Source organism: Rhizobium sp. GW821-FHT14E12, assembly GCF_058803745.1.
On record NZ_JBXAPH010000003.1, the window covers coordinates 580,230 to 593,957 of the forward strand.

At 60.1% G+C, this 13,728-nt stretch carries 14 protein-coding genes; 7 read left to right on the forward strand and 7 right to left on the reverse strand.

Features of this window, described 5'->3' with window-relative positions; genetic code table 11:
• Window positions 1-336 precede the first annotated feature (336 nt).
• The 3 genes from AC1RO0_RS15975 to AC1RO0_RS15985 all read left to right on the forward strand — a co-directional run bounded on the left by AC1RO0_RS15975 (window position 337) and on the right by AC1RO0_RS15985 (window position 3,418).
• Window positions 337-2,220 carry an MFS transporter gene (locus AC1RO0_RS15975; RefSeq protein ID WP_498593865.1) on the forward strand — a complete coding sequence of 628 codons (1,884 nt, stop codon included), beginning with the start codon at window positions 337-339 and terminating at the stop codon, window positions 2,218-2,220.
• An 80-nt stretch (window positions 2,221-2,300) separates the two neighbouring features.
• Window positions 2,301-2,435: a hypothetical protein gene (locus tag AC1RO0_RS15980; protein ID WP_498593866.1), complete on the forward strand. Its 135-nt coding sequence runs from the start codon at window positions 2,301-2,303 to the stop codon at window positions 2,433-2,435.
• A 206-nt stretch (window positions 2,436-2,641) separates the two neighbouring features.
• On the forward strand, window positions 2,642-3,418 hold the full coding sequence (locus AC1RO0_RS15985) for a hypothetical protein (protein ID WP_498593867.1): 777 nt from the start codon (window positions 2,642-2,644) through the stop codon (window positions 3,416-3,418).
• A 116-nt stretch (window positions 3,419-3,534) separates the two neighbouring features.
• Here the strand turns inward: AC1RO0_RS15985 and AC1RO0_RS15990 are convergent, their stop codons facing one another.
• Window positions 3,535-3,930 (reverse strand): hypothetical protein, encoded by a 396-nt coding sequence (locus tag AC1RO0_RS15990; RefSeq protein WP_498593868.1) that lies wholly within the window; start codon window positions 3,928-3,930, stop codon window positions 3,535-3,537.
• 460 nt (window positions 3,931-4,390) lie between these two features.
• On the reverse strand, window positions 4,391-5,206 hold the full coding sequence (locus AC1RO0_RS15995; RefSeq protein ID WP_498593869.1) for a hypothetical protein: 816 nt from the start codon (window positions 5,204-5,206) through the stop codon (window positions 4,391-4,393).
• A gap of 406 nt (window positions 5,207-5,612) precedes the next feature.
• On the opposite strand from AC1RO0_RS15995, the gene AC1RO0_RS16000 reads away from it, so the two are divergent.
• Window positions 5,613-5,753: a hypothetical protein gene (locus tag AC1RO0_RS16000; RefSeq protein WP_498593870.1), complete on the forward strand. Its 141-nt coding sequence runs from the start codon at window positions 5,613-5,615 to the stop codon at window positions 5,751-5,753.
• A 32-nt stretch (window positions 5,754-5,785) separates the two neighbouring features.
• Here the strand turns inward: AC1RO0_RS16000 and AC1RO0_RS16005 are convergent, their stop codons facing one another.
• Together AC1RO0_RS16005 and pepT are read right to left on the reverse strand one after the other, a co-directional pair.
• Window positions 5,786-6,280 carry a GNAT family N-acetyltransferase gene (locus AC1RO0_RS16005; protein WP_498593871.1) on the reverse strand — a complete coding sequence of 165 codons (495 nt, stop codon included), beginning with the start codon at window positions 6,278-6,280 and terminating at the stop codon, window positions 5,786-5,788.
• An 11-nt stretch (window positions 6,281-6,291) separates the two neighbouring features.
• On the reverse strand, window positions 6,292-7,524 hold the full coding sequence (gene pepT, locus AC1RO0_RS16010; protein ID WP_498593872.1) for a peptidase T: 1,233 nt from the start codon (window positions 7,522-7,524) through the stop codon (window positions 6,292-6,294).
• Between the two features lie 330 nt (window positions 7,525-7,854).
• Here pepT and AC1RO0_RS16015 point away from each other — a divergent pair, with 330 nt between their 5' ends.
• From AC1RO0_RS16015 to AC1RO0_RS16025, 3 genes are all read left to right on the forward strand, one after another.
• Window positions 7,855-9,987 (forward strand): peptidase domain-containing ABC transporter, encoded by a 2,133-nt coding sequence (locus AC1RO0_RS16015; RefSeq protein WP_498593873.1) that lies wholly within the window; start codon window positions 7,855-7,857, stop codon window positions 9,985-9,987.
• Window positions 9,984-11,222 (forward strand): HlyD family secretion protein, encoded by a 1,239-nt coding sequence (locus AC1RO0_RS16020; RefSeq protein WP_498593874.1) that lies wholly within the window; start codon window positions 9,984-9,986, stop codon window positions 11,220-11,222. Before AC1RO0_RS16015 ends, AC1RO0_RS16020 begins: the two co-directional genes overlap by 4 nt.
• 63 nt (window positions 11,223-11,285) lie before the next feature.
• The gene (locus AC1RO0_RS16025) at window positions 11,286-11,525 is read left to right on the forward strand and encodes a Blp family class II bacteriocin (RefSeq protein WP_498593875.1); all 240 of its coding nucleotides are present in this window, start codon (window positions 11,286-11,288) and stop codon (window positions 11,523-11,525) included.
• A gap of 112 nt (window positions 11,526-11,637) precedes the next feature.
• Here AC1RO0_RS16025 and derI read toward each other — a convergent pair whose 3' ends face one another.
• Genes derI through AC1RO0_RS16040 form a run of 3 tightly spaced genes read right to left on the reverse strand, consistent with a single transcriptional unit; the run spans window position 11,638 to window position 13,648 of the window.
• The gene (gene derI, locus AC1RO0_RS16030; RefSeq protein ID WP_498593876.1) at window positions 11,638-12,093 is read right to left on the reverse strand and encodes a D-erythrulose-4-phosphate isomerase; all 456 of its coding nucleotides are present in this window, start codon (window positions 12,091-12,093) and stop codon (window positions 11,638-11,640) included.
• Entirely contained in the window at window positions 12,090-12,875 is a 786-nt protein-coding gene (locus AC1RO0_RS16035; protein WP_498593877.1) for a triose-phosphate isomerase, read from the reverse strand. Before AC1RO0_RS16035 ends, derI begins: the two co-directional genes overlap by 4 nt.
• Before the next feature lie 8 nt (window positions 12,876-12,883).
• The gene (locus AC1RO0_RS16040; protein WP_498593878.1) at window positions 12,884-13,648 is read right to left on the reverse strand and encodes a DeoR/GlpR family DNA-binding transcription regulator; all 765 of its coding nucleotides are present in this window, start codon (window positions 13,646-13,648) and stop codon (window positions 12,884-12,886) included.
• Window positions 13,649-13,728 lie beyond the last annotated feature (80 nt).

Consider the following 13,728-nt stretch of genomic DNA (forward strand, 5'->3'; position numbering starts at 1 on the left):
CTGGCCATGCCACCAGATCCCACAGTGTGATTGCTGCCCGGTGAACATCACGATGGAGCTTGAACCCCGCTTCGGGGTAATCCTGTCGTCTTTTGGCACCTTACACACAATTTTAGACGGTGGACGCAAGTTGCAGCCATTGCATTTTTCAATTTTTAGCCAACACTTCCCCTGCATCGGATGCATGACCTCTCGGGGAGGAAATCTGGAGGGCATCCATCGGCGCAGGTTTCCCGCGCCAGAAGGGCCGGGAGACCCACGCGCAATGTGAGTGTTTGGGGGCCATGACGCGGGCATTGTCCGTCATGTGCTAGGTGCAACTGGGAGGAATTAGGAATGGTAGCCACGTCCGTGGATCAGACTTCTGGTCGAGCGATGACCAGGGAAGAGAAGAAGGTGATCTTCGCCTCTTCGCTCGGAACTGTTTTCGAATGGTATGACTTCTATCTCTATGGTTCCCTGGCCGTCTTCATCGGCGCGACCTTTTTCAGTGAATATCCGGAGGCGACCCGCAATATTTTCGCATTGCTCGCCTTCGCGGCAGGCTTCCTCGTTCGGCCCTTTGGCGCGCTGGTCTTTGGACGGATCGGCGACCTCGTCGGCCGCAAATATACGTTTCTTGTCACTATCCTGATCATGGGCCTGTCGACCTTCCTGGTCGGTATTCTGCCCGGCTCGGCCAGTTGGGGCTTCGCCGCCCCGGTCATTCTGATTGCGCTGCGTATGCTGCAAGGCCTCGCCCTTGGCGGCGAATATGGCGGTGCGGCGACCTATGTCGCCGAACATGCGCCCAACGACCGGCGCGGTTTTTACACATCCTGGATCCAGACGACGGCAACGCTCGGGCTGTTCCTGTCGCTGATCGTGATCCTGGTGGTGCAGAACTGGCTCGGCAAGGAAGCCTTTGCTGCCTGGGGATGGCGCATTCCCTTTATCCTGTCCTTCGTGCTCCTTGGCATTTCCGTCTGGATCCGGCTATCCCTCAGTGAATCGCCGGCTTTCAAGAAGATGAAGGAAGAGGGCAAAGGCTCCAAGGCGCCGCTGTCGGAGGCCTTTGGACAATGGAAGAACGCCCGGATCGCGCTGCTGGCACTTCTCGGTCTCACCGCCGGCCAGGCCGTCGTCTGGTATGCGGGCCAGTTCTATTCGCTGTTCTTCCTGCAAAACGTGCTGAAGGTCGATGGTCAGTCGGTCAACATCATGATCGCCATCGCGCTCCTGATCGGCAGCGGTTTCTTCGTGTTCTTCGGCTGGCTCTCCGACAAGATCGGCCGCAAGCCGATCATCATGGCCGGTCTCGCCCTGGCGATCCTCACCTATTTTCCGCTGTTCAAGGCATTGACCTACGCCGCAAATCCGGCGCTTGCCCAGGCGGAGCAAACCATCCGTGCCACTGTCACGGCGGCACCCGGCGATTGTACCTTCCAGTTCAACCCGGTCGGCACGGCGAAGTTCAACAACTCCTGCGATATTGCGACCTCGTTCCTGTCCAAGACCTCGGTTCCCTACGCAGTCGTTGATGGTCCCGCCGGCCAGCCGGCGACGGTCAAGGTTGGCGACACCACCGTGACTTCCTATGACGCTGTCGCTGCCGGGGCGACTGCCGCGGCAAAGAGCGCCGCCTTTGCGCATGACCTGAACCTTGCCCTGCAGAAGGCCGGGTTCCCGCTGGCGCGCGATCCGGCCAAGGTGCCGGACGCCAAGCTGGACGGCTTTATCGCCGCAAACCCCGAGCTCAGCCTGAACGCGGCAACGGTCCGGGCCGGTGAGAAGACGGTGACTCCGGTTGCCGATCTGATCAAGGCGAAGCTGCTCACGGCGGAACAGGCCGCCGGCGCGACCGATATGCCGGTCTACACGGTGCCGAACGGCGGCGCCTTCAAGATGGTTGCCGATCCCGCCGCGATCAACTGGCCGCTCACCATCGCCATTTTGACCATTCTCGTCATCTACGTGACCATGGTCTATGGCCCGATTGCCGCAATCCTGGTCGAGATGTTCCCGACCCGCATCCGCTATACCGGCATGTCCTTGCCCTATCATATCGGCAACGGCTGGTTCGGCGGCCTGTTGCCGGCAACGGTCTTTGCGATGAGTGCCGCCAAGGGCGATATCTATTACGGCCTCTGGTATCCGATCGCGATTGCCGCGATGACGCTGGTCATCGGTCTTATCTTCATCCGTGACACCAAGGGCGTCGATCTCAACGCCATCAAGTAAACTGCGGAAGGCAAGCCCGGCGCGAGCGATCGCGCCGGGCTTTTTCTTTTGGTGTTTCGATTTCCTGATGGCGCTGTCTCATGTTCGCCCACTCGCCGGGCGAGCCGGCACTGAAGCCGCGTGCCGGCACCGGGATCCTGACTGTGCGGTATGGAACCGGCGGCATCCAAAGACGGATCGGCCGCTACCGTCGCATTCTCGTCGTCACATTTTGAAATAACATTTCCCATAAATTGCACTGGTCGGAAATATTCAGACACAATTAGGGGTTAGCTATCATCTCGTCATTTCAGAGCAGGAGCCACTGAAACGACACGGTTCACCCATAGCCGGTGACGATCGATATCAATTTTGTCGCGGAGCCTGATCTTCCATGCCTTTCCCGTATTTCTGGCGGCAAAAACAGCTAAAGCATGTCGTCGTGACGACCTTTCATGAAAAGGGGTATCGCGACTACGGCAAGAAGTGCATCGAGACATTTCTCAAATATTGGCCCAAGGACATCTCGCTCGTGGTCTACGCCGAGAATGTGCACATCGAGGAAAAGGATGAGCGGCTCCAGGTTTTCGACCATAATGAGAGCCTGCCGCGCTTGCTCGAATTTCGGAAAGACTTTGGCGAGAACCCGCTGGCCAACGGAGTCCGTCTGTCTACGAATAGCCTGGAACGTGATTTCCGGTGGGATGCCGTTCGCTTTTCCAACAAGGTCTTTGCCGTTACCGATGCAATCCAGCGATACCGGACCGAGGCGGATCAGCTGATATGGCTTGATGCCGATACGGTCACGCACAGCGAAATTCCGCGCAGCCTGATCGATAAAATTGCCCCGAGGGGCAATCAGCTCGCTGCCTATCTGAACCGTAAAATATATCCGGAATGCGGATGGGTCGGATACAATCTGCGCCACCGCGAAATATTGACCTTCGTCGAGCGCTTCGAAAGCACCTATTCGTCCGGCTATTTCCTGGCGCTAAAGGAAAGCCACGACAGTTTCGTCTTCTGGAAGATCGTCCAGCAGATGGAGCAGGATAAGGAAGCAAGTTTCAAGTTTCTGGGCTCGAGCCGAACCAAGTCCCACGTTTTCATTAACAGCGTCCTTGGAGGTTACATGGATCATCTCAAGGGAGACAGGAAAGCTGCAGGGAAAAGCCGCAAGAGCGATCTGTCCTGGCGCCGGCGCGAGGCGTGGTGGAGCTGATAGGGCGCGATACGGCCCAAGCTTAAACTTGTTTTTTTGCCACGTATCGCATGAGAAATATCATGGGTAAGGAATAACTTACCCATTATCCGATCCCCGTAACGCGGCGTCAATCGTCAGACATAGGCGGCTCGAGCGCCGAAATCCGTATTCTCATCGAAATTCGTCGTGCCGATGCGATCGCTTTCGCCAGACAGCGGTGATTGCGCATTGCTCTGCGACGAACTGGAACCGGAGGCCGTGTTGGCCTTTGCGGTTTGGCTGGTGGTGCTCGACTGGCTGCTTGAGGATTTCTGCAGCTTGGCTAGTTTGGCCTCAAGAGCGGTCAGATCCTTTTGAAGCGTGGCCGCTTCGTCGGGGTCTTTCGTGCTGGCGAGTTCCGCCTTCTTTGCCGCGATTTCGACCTGTATTTTCGCGGCGTCGTCTGAAGTCGACGAGCTCGATGATGTTGATGTGGTGGACGATGTGCCAAACAGGGATGAGGCCGTGGAGGAGGATATTGCGGTAACCATTTTTGACGTTGCCCATTGTTGTGTCGTGCGGATGTACAATTGTGGCAGCGGCTAGATTAAGCGGTCGTAAATGGCCTTTTGCGCATGACCCGAAGTCAATGGTAGAATAGCAGTGTGATGACCCCGAAATGCGGGCGGCTTTATTGTGATTTCCGACGATAAAAGTCTATGAAATCATAACGCTAAGATTTCTGGCGGCGAAGCACGCAATATTTCCCTTGGGGAGGCGGTTTGCGCCTGGAAATGTCGCGACAAGAAATTCCTTGATAATACCTTTGTTTAGCAATGTTCGGAAATGTCTGCGGCGGGATCTGGTGCCGATTTGCTGCGGAGGATTGCTATGCCGTCACTGTCAGCGTCTTGCCGGGAGCACCCGCTGCTGGCCTGAGGGGAAGCAGCGGGCGTCGTTGGTAATGGTCCGCCCTTGGCGGGATGGACCGGATGTCAGCCGCACAAGGCTTCATAAGCCGCCTGCGCTCGCTGTGCTGCGCAGGAGTTTGCAGAGACTGACAAGACCGGCATCGAAATTGCCGGAAGCCGTCACCTGACGACAGGCTATGAGCATGCGCCTCTGCTCGGCGTTGGACATGGTGCGGAACGCCGCAAGCGTGCTTCTGCTCGATCCGATACCCTGGCCGCTGCCCGATCCGGAGCCGCCAAGGCCGCCGTTTCCGCCGCCAACGCTGCCGATACCGCCAGATCCACCGGAGCCGCTAGACCCTCCAGAGGATCCACCCGAGCCGCCGGAACCGCCTGTTCCGCCGCCTCCGGTCCCGCCGCCACCGCTGCCGGAGCCGCCGCCGATACCAACGCCGACACCCACGCTCGCGCCGCCACCGCCGAGCGACACGCCGGCACCGGCATTGATCCCGCCGGAACCACCGACAGACGCGCCCACGCCGGCATTGACGCCACTGGTGGTATTTGCAGACGCGCCGAGACCGGCGTTAACACCATTGGTGCCACCAACCGATACTCCCGCTCCGGCGTTGACGCCGCGGCTGGTCGATGCAGAGGCGCCGACACCGGCATTCACGCCATTACTGCCGCCGACAGATGCGCCTGCGCCCGCATTGAGTCCGCTTGAATTCAAGCCAAGACCTGCTCCTGCATTGATGCCGCCGACGGAAACGCCAAGGCCCACGCCGAGCCCGCGTCCGCTTGTGGATTGGCCTCTGCCATGATCCGTACCGCCACCAGGCTCCGCATAGGCTGTCGAGGCCAATAGTAGGAATGCGGATGCGACGACCGCTATCCGTGAAGATTGTATTCTCATGACTTGTCTCCGTTTCAGTTCAGGCCAGCAAAGCGGGCCAGTTTCTGATGTCGGAGCGCGCGCACCGTAGAGTTGGAATGAACGGACGAGTTCTAGAGCCTTTCCTCCCAAGACTGCACATTAGGATAGTCTTAATTTTTAACTCGGCAATAAAAATTTCACGGATGGCTTGTAGAGTACAAGCGATGCTGGCAATAGGCCGGGCGATTTTGAATATTGTAGTCGGAGACAGTCTACCGATCGCAAATAGGACCGGTGCTTCTTTAGTTGAAAAGATCACTAAGGAAACTTGAAGACAGATCTATGTATTCTTGCTGATCGATCACCGCTCTATCGAAGGTAAGCAACGCGCTGCTCCGCAGACCGGTTATCTATGCCAAGGACATCGACGAGACGGCAAAGCTTTATGAGAAGCAATCATGCCTTGCCCATGCCGAAGACGCTGATCTTCGGCAGCTGGGCTCTGCCCGATCCCGATGCGGGCCGTTCCATCGCGTGGGACAATCCCGCAGGTCCGGTGAATGCGATAGGGCGGGCGATCGCTTGAGGTTCGCGCGGCGCCTGGGAAGAGACGCTTAACTAATGTCCGAATGCCGGCGCAAATTGCAGCGCTCCGCTCGGGATGGGGCCTCGAAGAACGAACCTCTGAACGTATTTCGTATCCAGGTCCTGATAGGTAAGCCGCCCATCGCTTTCGAAGCCCGCGCGGCTGTAGATATCGGGATTGCCGACGAGCACGCATCCGCTTGCGCCCATTCCGTCCAGAAGTTCCAGCCCCTTGGCGATCAGCGCCTTGCCGATGCCTTGGCGCTGTCTTTCGGGTGCGACCGATATCGGGCCTAGCCCGAACCAACCGTTATCTACGCCATCGATCATCACCCGCGAAAAGGCGACATGGCCCAGAATCTTGCCGTCTTCCTCGGCGACCAGCGAGATCGTCAGGTCGCCGGCCGCACGAAGCGCCCGGAGAATACCCGCCTCGGTATCGTCGCTGAACGGCATCGGCTTGAATGCGGTCCATGTCAGATCATGGATCGCGTCTACATCTGCCGGTGCTTCGTGTCGGATAAGCATCTGCATCAATCCTAAGTGCGTTCCGCCCAGATTTTAGAGAGTTCGACGATCGTCTTGATGGCCTTTTCCATGTCCTGCCGGCTGATCCATTCGAGCGGCGAGTGGAAGGCGTGCCCGCCCGCGAAGATATTGGCGCAGGGCAGGCCCATGAAGGATAGTCGCGAACCGTCGGTGCCGCCGCGAATGCTGCCGCGCACCGGCGTCATGCCGGCACGCCTGACGGCCTCCATGGCATAATCGACGATCTCCGGATGCCGGTCGAGGATGGTCTTCATGTTGCGGTATTGCTGCTTGACCTTGAACGTATAGGAGGAGCCGGGATAGCCGGCCATCACGTCCTTGACGATCGCCTCGAGCATGACTTCCTTGGTCGTCAGCCCCTCGTCGTTGAAGTCACGGATGATGAAGCTGAGGGACGCCTTTTCCATCGAGCCGGTCACGCCGGTCGGATGAATGAAACCGTCACGGCCTGCCGTCGTTTCCGGCGCCGTATCCTTGGGCAGCCGGTCGATGATGGCACCGGCGATCTTGATGGCGTTTTCCATCTTGTCCTTGGCGAAGCCGGGATGGATGGCCACGCCCTGGATGGAAATCTCGACGCCATCGGCGGAGAAGGTTTCGTCCTCGACATGGCCGGCCGTTTCGCCATCCATGGTGTAGGCGAAAGCGGCGCCGAGCTTTGCCAGATCCACCTTGTCGACCCCGCGGCCGATCTCCTCGTCGGTGGTGAACAGGAGCTTGATGGTTCCGTGCTTGATGTCGGGATTGTCGAGAAGGAACTGCGCCGCCGTCACGATCTCGGCCAGCCCGGCCTTGTCGTCGGCGCCGAGCAACGTCGTGCCGTCGGAGGTGATGATGTCGTTGCCCATCTGGTTGTTGAGTTCCGGATTGTCGCTGACACGGATGATCTGCTGCGGGTCGCCCGGAAGCTGGATGTCGCCGCCGCTATAGTTGCGCACGATCTGCGGCTTCACGTTCGTTCCCGTGAAGTCGGGTGCGGTGTCCATGTGCGAGCAAAAGCAGATAGCCGGGACCGGCTTGTCGACGTTGGATGGAATGGTCGCATAGACATAGCCGTGCTCGTCGAGATGCACGTCAGCGAGACCGATCGCCAGCAAATCCTCCACCAGGATACGACCGAGGTTCTTCTGCTTCTCAGTGGAAGGCTGGGTCGATGAAGTGGCGTCGGATTGGGTGTCGATAACGACATAACGAAGGAAGCGATCGGTGACAGTGTCGGTCATGAGCTCGGGTCCAATATGTGGGCGTCGGTTATCGACAGCTATAGCCTCCGACAGCGTCATCGTTAATCCATTTTCGCTTTGAGACTGCGTTTTGTCTGCGTGGCGGGCAGCCAGCGGCGCATCCGCCTTGTCAGAGCATGAGCTCGATACTCGTCCAAATGTGGCCGGTTCGCGGCGCGTTGTAACATCTCTCAACATAACGAGACCCAACACAATAATTGGATCTGGCATGTATTTCCTCGCGTCGGGTTCGATGGCCGCGCCGCAAATCATGGACGCCGCGATTGAACGCCGGCGACAACGTCGGTACCTCCAGCGAGGGATAGCCAATTGCTTCTGACAGCCCTTCAAAATCGCTCGCGGATCGAGCCTCTTCTGCAGTCTGAAGCTGCCGAATGCGGACTTGCCTGCCTGGCGATGGTGGCGGGCTATCACGGCCATCGCGTGACACTGTCCGAGCTCAGGCGACGCCATGCCGTGTCTTCGAAGGGCACGACGCTGAAGAGCCTCATCTCGGTTGCCGACGATCTCGGCTTTACCAGCCGGCCCCTGAAGCTGGAGATGGAGGACATCGGCAAGCTGAAGATGCCCTGCATCCTGCACTGGGACATGTCGCACTATGTCGTCTTAAGCCGGGTAACGCCAAGCCGGATCGAGGTGCATGATCCGGCCAGCGGCCAGCGGCGCTTGTCTCATGCCGAAGCATCGAGGCACTTTACCGGCGTGGCGCTGGAGCTGACGCCGGCTGCCACCTTCCGCAAACGCAAGGTGGTCGAGCGGGTGCGTCTGGCCGATCTGTGGTCGAGGAGCGCCGGCTTCATTCCGAGCCTGTTGCAGATCCTGACGCTCTCCGCCCTGTTGCAGTTCTTCGCCCTGCTGTCCCCGCTCGTCAACCAGATGATCGTCGACGAAGCCATCTCCAAGGGCGATCTCAGTCTTCTGAACGTGATCGTCATCGGTGCCGGATTGCTGCTGCTGATCCAGAGCGCCACGACGCTGTTGCGCGGTTACGTGCAGATGCATTTCAGCACTCTTCTGACCTTCCAAATGCGCGGCAACCTGTTGCGCCATGCGCTGCGCCTGCCGGTGCCGTGGTTCGAAAAGCGGCGTCTCGGCGATATTCTGTCCCGCTTCAACTCCCTGCAGCCGGTGCAGGACCTTCTGACAGGCGGCCTTGTCTCCGGCGCCCTGGACGGGCTTATGGCCATCGTCACCCTGGCGGTGATGCTGATCTATGCGCCATATCTGGCAAGCGTGGTACTGGTCTCGCTGACGCTCATCATCTGCATCCGGCTCGGCACTTTCCCCTGGCTGCGAAGCCTGACCAATGAGGGCATCCAGTACCAGGCCAAGGTGGACGGCGTCTTCCTCGAAACCATTCGCGGCGCCCGCGCCTTCAAACTGTTCGGCCGAGAGCTTGAGCGCCACGGTGTCTGGCAGAACGCCTATGCCGATAGCATCAACAACAATGTGCGGCTCCAGAAAGTCAGCCTCAAGGGTTCGGCCGGCCTCTCCTTCCTGACGGGAGCGGAGATGCTGCTGGTATTCTATCTGGGCGCCGGCGCTATCATCCGCGGAGAGATGACGCTCGGCATGCTGCTGGCGTTCCTGTCCTATCGCGGCCAGTTCAGCACGGCCGCCCTGTCGCTCGTCGATCAATATTTCAAATTCCGCATGACGGGCCTGCATCTGGAGCGCCTGGCGGATGCCGTGCACCAGGATCCCGAGCCGGATCTGGACGCCAAGGCGCACAAGGATCGTCTGCTTGCCGGAGCGCTCGATGTGCGCAATCTTTCCTTCCGTTATGCCGAGCGCGAAGCCTGGGTGCTGAAGGATGTGTCCTTGAGCATCGAGCCGGGGCAGTCCGTGGTATTTGTCGGGCCTTCGGGCGGCGGCAAGTCCACACTCCTGAAGCTGCTGATGGGCCTCTACCCGCCGGGCGAAGGTGAAGTGCTCGTGGACGGTCTTCCGTTCAACGCTCTGGGCATGCGAGCCTATCGCGCGCGGATCGGCGTGGTGATGCAGGACGACCAGCTCTTCGCCGGCACGATCGCCGACAATATCGCCTTCTTCGATCCCGACATGGATCTGGCGCGCGTCGAAGCGGTTGCCGGCCTCGTCGGCCTTCACGACGAAATCCTGCGCATGCCGATGGGCTACATGACCCTGGTGGGCGATCTCGGATCGACCCTGTCGGGAGGTCAGCAACAGCGTGCACTGCTGGCGCGGGCGCTCTACAGAAAACCCTCCATATTGTTCCTCGATGAGGGGACGGCCAATCTTGACGTCCTTGCAGAGCGTCGCGTCATGCAGGCGCTGAGCAGGCTCGGTATTACCCAGGTGATGGTCGCCCATCGTCCTGGAGCCATCGAGGGCGCGGCGCGTGTCTTCGCCGTGGAGAACGCTCATGTGCGTGAGCTTATGCGCGATGTACCGGCACAGCCTTTGCAGGTGGTGCCATGAGCGACGCATTGTTCCGCACCGAAGCCATAGAACATCGCCGACGGCTCCGTGGCGAGGTAATGATCGCACAGCCGGTGAGCCACGGTGTCATGACGGCGATCCTCGGTGTCTTCGTGGTCGTCGGCGCGACCTATCTCATGACTGGCACCTATGCTCGCAAGGAGACCGTGCAGGGCTATATTGCCCCGACCGGCGGCCTGGCGCAGCTCTACGCCACCAAGGGCGGTATCGTGACCAGGGTGCTCGTCCACGAAGGAGACGTTGTCACCCAGGGCCAGCCGATGGTGGAACTGTCGCTGGAAACGACCGGTGCCGACGGTCAGGTCGGAGAAAAGCTGCGCTTGGAGACGCAAGCCCGTATCCAGTCGATCGACACGCAGATCACGGCGGCGAAAGCCCGCTTCGACGAGGAGGGGCGGCGTCTGTCGGCCCGCGTCGAAGGGCTTGGCGGAGAGCTGGCGAGCCAGGAACAGCGTCTGGAATCGGAACGCCGCCTGCAAGCGCTGCAAACCGACGATGCCGGCCGTTATGCGCAGATGCAGATCAAGGGCAGCGGCACGCGCTTCGAGCTGTCGCGCCGACAGCAGCAGATCCTCGCGCAGGAAAGCGTCATCCACGAGCTGGAGCGGCAGAAAGAGCAGCGGCAGGGCGACCTCAACGATGCCCGGTCGCAACTGGCAGGCCTGCCGGCCGAGCGGGATGACAAGCTGGCGCAATTGCAAGGCCTTCGCAGCGAGCTGGAGCAGTCCCTCGCGCAACTGCAGGTCAACCGCGCCTACGTCATGGTCGCGCCGGTGGCCGGCCGGGTCGCTGCGTTGCAGGCGCAGCCGGGGCAGACGGCGGTGGCGCAGTCGCCGCTTGCGGCCCTGGTGCCGGCCGGCAGCAATCTCGAGGCCAACCTGCTGGTGCCGCCGCGCGCGGCCGGCCTGATCCAGCCGGGGCAGGAGGTTCGGCTCAGGGTCGACGCCTTCCCGTATCAGCGCTTCGGCGTGGTGTCGGGCCATGTCGTGCAGGTGTCCCGCGCCACCTATCGCGAGGGCGAGCTTCTGGCTCCCATCGCATTCAAAGATCCCGTCTACCGCGTGACCGTCAGCCTGGAGCGCACCAGCATCGCCGCCTACGGCGAAGAGCGCCCGCTGACCCCCGGTATGACCCTCATCGGCGATGTCATTACGGATCGCCGGCACTTCACCGACTGGGTATTGGACCCCTTAAAGGCCATAGGCAGTCGGTGACAACAAGAAGAGGGGAGGACCATCCCGGTCAATCCCTCGCCCCTAACCCAATAGGAGACTAACATGAGCAACATCACTGAAATCAACACCGACATGCTCGATCTCGTCAGCGGCGGCGCTTCCACGGTCGCTTCGACGGTCACCATTGCCGCCAATGGCGCCGTCAGCGGCAGCTACACCTTCGGCAGCCGCTCGGGCACCTTCTCGGCAACGCTGCCGGCAGAAGTCGTGCAGAAGGCTGGGACGTTCTCGTTCAGCAACGCCTCCGGCTCGTTCAGCTTTGACAGCTCGTTCGCCGGCTAATCCGATCTAGTCGGATGTGAATTCCGGCAGCCGGTTTCCGGCTGCCGGTCTTTTATTTCAAAGGTCGCCAATCTCGCGACCGGAGCAACCACTTGCGGTTCGCTCTCAAACCTCAGCGCGCGTTATACTTCGCGTCGACGTCGTTGATGGCGTCCACATTGCCGGCCGAGCGGCCCCCAGCATCGAAGGTCTGCCCAAGGAAGGCGTCGGCGATCGCTTTGGCAAGTTCGGTGCCGATAACGCGAGCGCCCATGGTGATGATCTGGGCATTGTTGGAGAGCGCGGCGCGCTCTGCCGAATAGGTATCATGGGTCAGGGCCGCGCGAATGCCCGGCACCTTGTTGGCCGAGATGCTGACGCCGATGCCGGTGCCGCAGACGAGGATGGCCTTGTCATAGGTGCCGTCGATGACGCCCGAGGCGACGCGGTCGGCAAGATTTGCATAGAATGCGTCCGGCCCGGCATCGGTGCGCGAAACCTCGTACACGTCGTAGCGGTCCTTCAGATGATCGGCGAGAACCTTTGCCAGGCCTTCGCCCGCGCTGTCTCCTGCGATGGCAAGTTTCATTTCGTGTCTCCTCTAAGTTTGGCGGCGCATTTGGCGAGAATGTCGAGGTAACCTTCGACGTTCCAGGCCGAACGGCCGATGAAAAGCCCGTCGATATGCGGGCATGAGATGAGTTCTTCGCAATTGTCCGGATTGACCGATCCGCCGTAGAGGCAGGGGATCCGGCGACCAAGCACGCTTTCGGCAACCGCAATGATCTCGGCCTGGCGTGCATCGGCATAGGAGGGTTCAGCGGGAATGCCTTTTTCGCCGATGGCCCAGACGGGTTCGTAGGCGAGCAGGATTTGTGCCTGTTTCTGCGAGCCGGTGAGCTTGGAGAGGGCGCCGATAACCTGATCGCTCAGGATTTCCGCGGCGCGGCCGCTTTCCCGGTCGCTCAGCGTCTCGCCGATGCAGATGAGCGGGACGAGGCCGTGGCGGACGGCCGCCTCGGTTTTCAGGCCGACGGTCTCATTGGTCTCGCCGAAATGTTCGCGGCGCTCGGAGTGGCCAAGCTCGACGATATCGAGATTGCAATCCTTGAGCATGAGGGGAGAAATTTCGCCCGTCCATGCCCCCTGATCGGCCCAGTGCATGTTCTGCGCGCCGACCTTGACCGAGGTCTCCGACAGGATCGCCTTGACCTCGCGACCGGCGGTGAAAGGCGGGATGATGAAACGCTGGATCGCAGGATCGCGCAGGGCGTCCGCGTCCCGCAACGCTTCGGCGAAGCTGCGGGCTTCCGCCAGCGTCTTGTTCATTTTCCAGCTGGTTCCAATCCAGTAGCGCGGTGTTGCTGTCATTTCAAATCCTAGGTCGAGGCAATGGTGAGAGTGATGCCGTCACGGCTCAATTGGTCGAGAATGGCGGCGTCGGGCGCGCGGTCGGTGATGACGGCGTCAAAATCTGAGAGATCGGCCATCACATGCAGGGCGGTGTGGCCGATGCGCTGGTGGCTAACCAGCAGGCAGGTCTTGGCGGCCGACGCGATCATCGCCCGTTTCGTTCGCACGATGTTGTCGTCCATATGATAGACGAGCCCGCCGGACACGGCCGGCGTCGAGACGAAGGCGATATCGGCGCGCAGGCGAAACAGCGCCTCTTCCGTCACCACGCCCAGAAAGGCATTGAACTTGGCGGAATAGATACCGCCGAGCGCGATGAGGGTAATGCCGCTTTCGTTTTTCAGCCGGTCGATGATGGCAGCATTGTTGGTGATCAGCGTCAGGGGCCGCTTCTGGAGCAGCATTTCCCCGAGGACGGCCGCCATCGAGCCATCATTGACCATGACCGTCATACCGGGCTCGACAAGCTCGAGGGCGGCGCGCGCCATGGCGAGCTTTTCCTCATGCCCCTGGCGTTCGCGGAAGCGGAAGTCGCTTTCGAATTGGGTGCCTGCATCGATCGTCGCACCGCCGCGAACCTTGCGCAACACGCCAGCCTGTTCGAGATCGTCCAGATCGCGGTGAATGGTCATTTTCGACACGACGAAACGATCGGCCAGATCGTCAAGGTCGACGGTCTTCTGCTCCACCAGCAGGTTGATGATCGATTGTTGACGCTCTTCCCGTTTCACTTTGCGCTCCGGTCCTGGGCAGGATTGAACGTATCAAACTTAACATTAATGTCACATAATTCAACATCAATATTGTTATG

What these genes read in the sequence shown, in the direction of transcription:
- AC1RO0_RS15975 (WP_498593865.1), top strand. Translation starts at nt 337, where the DNA reads ATGGTAGCCACGTCCGTGGATCAGACTTCTGGTCGAGCGATGACCAGG.
- AC1RO0_RS15980 (WP_498593866.1), top strand. Translation starts at nt 2,301, where the DNA reads ATGTTCGCCCACTCGCCGGGCGAGCCGGCACTGAAGCCGCGTGCCGGC.
- AC1RO0_RS15990 (WP_498593868.1), bottom strand. Translation starts at nt 3,930, where the DNA reads ATGGTTACCGCAATATCCTCCTCCACGGCCTCATCCCTGTTTGGCACA.
- AC1RO0_RS15995 (WP_498593869.1), bottom strand. Translation starts at nt 5,206, where the DNA reads ATGAGAATACAATCTTCACGGATAGCGGTCGTCGCATCCGCATTCCTA.
- AC1RO0_RS16000 (WP_498593870.1), top strand. Translation starts at nt 5,613, where the DNA reads ATGAGAAGCAATCATGCCTTGCCCATGCCGAAGACGCTGATCTTCGGC.
- AC1RO0_RS16005 (WP_498593871.1), bottom strand. Translation starts at nt 6,280, where the DNA reads ATGCTTATCCGACACGAAGCACCGGCAGATGTAGACGCGATCCATGAT.
- pepT (WP_498593872.1), bottom strand. Translation starts at nt 7,524, where the DNA reads ATGACCGACACTGTCACCGATCGCTTCCTTCGTTATGTCGTTATCGAC.
- AC1RO0_RS16020 (WP_498593874.1), top strand. Translation starts at nt 9,984, where the DNA reads ATGAGCGACGCATTGTTCCGCACCGAAGCCATAGAACATCGCCGACGG.
- AC1RO0_RS16025 (WP_498593875.1), top strand. Translation starts at nt 11,286, where the DNA reads ATGAGCAACATCACTGAAATCAACACCGACATGCTCGATCTCGTCAGC.
- derI (WP_498593876.1), bottom strand. Translation starts at nt 12,093, where the DNA reads ATGAAACTTGCCATCGCAGGAGACAGCGCGGGCGAAGGCCTGGCAAAG.
- AC1RO0_RS16035 (WP_498593877.1), bottom strand. Translation starts at nt 12,875, where the DNA reads ATGACAGCAACACCGCGCTACTGGATTGGAACCAGCTGGAAAATGAAC.